The 2261-nt window shown below is 54.8% G+C and carries 1 pseudogene; it reads right to left on the bottom strand.

Annotated elements, in window-relative coordinates:
- Nucleotides 1–279: 279 nt before the first annotated feature.
- Nucleotides 280–2261, bottom strand: a pseudogene (locus ACXAIA_RS20550) (hypothetical protein); the annotation flags it as partial.

Genomic DNA, 2261 nt, shown 5'->3' with positions numbered 1-2261 from the left:
TGGTTTTGGTGATCTCGGTCGGGGTGCCATAGGCATCATAGACATAATCGACTGTCGTCACCGTTACCGGTGTTGGTTCGGCACTTTGCGCAAAGGCTCCTCCGCCAAAGCTCACCATCGCTGCAAGGCTGACACCTGCAAGGAATAACTTACCCACCATTCAATCCCCCGTTCTCTCTGCACTGCCAGATCACAATGGCAGAGAAACAAATCCGTCGGACAAACCGACATACCTGAAATCACGTCAAACCAGACACACGACGACCGCTTGCGAACAAACTAGTTGTTCACAACACGCCCGCCCCATTCGCCGGGAACCACAAAATCAATCAGATTAAACCCGCTGAATGCGTAGCCTGCATTACCGCCTACATCGGCTTCAAAGCCTAAGCCGCCACCCGCGTAACCCGTTTGGCCGCCGCCGGAGCGACGCCCGTCCTGATTGACGCCATTGAGACATTCTGCGTAAGGCTGATTGCCTGCAGTACAGCGCGAGCCACCCGCACCTGAGGCCGCTGTCTCGTAAACAGCTCCAGACGAATACCAACCGGCTCCACGACCGCCGCTTCCCCCAGAAGCCGAACATCTAGCCTGTCGCATTTCACAGCGCTTGTCATCACTAGCGCCAACTATTCGATATTCAGTGCCTGTCACAGTTCTGCCGGAGCCTGCGGCACCAGCCCCACCTCCAGAGTATATTCGCCCATAATTATAAAGCTTAATCGGGATTGTCGTTATGACGGCATGACCGCCTGAGCCATTGTTGGGCGAACCATATCGCCCTACAATGGTGCCATTGTTCACAAGGATCGCAGTCGAACTATCCGGAAAACCATCAAAGCTTAACGCGTAACTTCCAACTGAGCCCCCCCCAACTACAACTCCTTGTTCAACAACCACTTTCACACTCGTTGGAGTAAGACCGTCCCACCCCAATGAAGTTAGTTGCGTGACGACTTGATAGTCTTGAGTATGCGAGGCTATTGTTAGCAGGTATTCAGTATCGTCCACTGGCTCTGTAGGAACGTTGTCATCATCAGGTGCCGCATCATCAACTACACGGCCAGACCACAAACCAGCATGTATAAAACTAACCAGACGGTATGCATTAAAAGCAATACCACTCTCTCCTCCAGAGGAAAGACCTGGGGCCCCAAGATGCCCGCCGTCTCCACCTGACATACCACTCGTTGTCGATCTACCATCACGTCCTGGCTGATAGCATTCCGCCGAGGGGTAGTTGCCCGCAGTACAAGAAGCACCGCTATTGCCAGACGCAGCCAATTCATAGATCATTCCAGACGAATACCACCCAGCTCCACGACCGCCATTGCCACCTGCGGCTGTACAGCTTACAAGGGAAATACTGCAGCTCCGATCATCGCCACCTCCAACAAGTTTGTATTCCGTCCCGGTGGTGCTCCTACTGGATCCATGGCCACCCCCGCCACCACCAGCATAAATGACACCATAGTTAGCCACCGATAGCGTGATATCGGTCTTGACCGCATGGCCGCCATTGCCGCCATTCGCCGTGCCGTAATAACCAACGATGCTGCCATTGTTGTTCAGGGTTGCTTTCGAGCCCTCCGGCAGCCCCGTGAAGTCTATCGCATAGGCACTCGCACTGTTTGAGCCAATAACAACGCCTTCATCAACCGTGACCGTTACCTCAACCGCATCCGTCCCGTTCCACACTCCGCCCGCCTGAAGTGCAGCCGCAACACCATAGTTCGTCTGATGCGACGAGATCACAATCTCGTAGGTCGGAAGAACCGGATCCGTCGGGGTCCCGTCATCCGGGAGCGCCTGACCTTCTATCTCATAAGATTTGCTAACAGCCTGAAGCAAACGCACATCTGTCACTGCCGGTGCACTGTCCGTTGCCGCCTGGGACTCCTCGCCCTGCCAGCTATTGACGCGCTCTTCAATCAGCCGCCCGTCACTCAGACGGCGCACCTTCCGCGCAATGCGTTGCAGATACGGGACATCCTGACGGTACTCCGTCAGGGTCTCCGTCCCGGCATCCTCGTCCTTTGACAGAACCGAGGTGAACCCAAGGAACCGACGGCGCTCGATATCAATCCGCGCGCCTTCATATTCATAGGACAGCGTTCGAACACCACCCAGACCATCATCATGCTGAACTGTTGAGACTACTTTCGTACCGCTCTCATATTGCTGCTCGGGATAGCTCACCGCTTCACCGCGGTCATAGACCCCGTCATCATGCAATGGCCGATAACTGATCTCCGTCTTCT

This window comes from Thalassospira sp. ABL2_045 (assembly GCF_056161285.1).
This window is presented reverse-complemented; position numbering and strand designations above follow the sequence as displayed.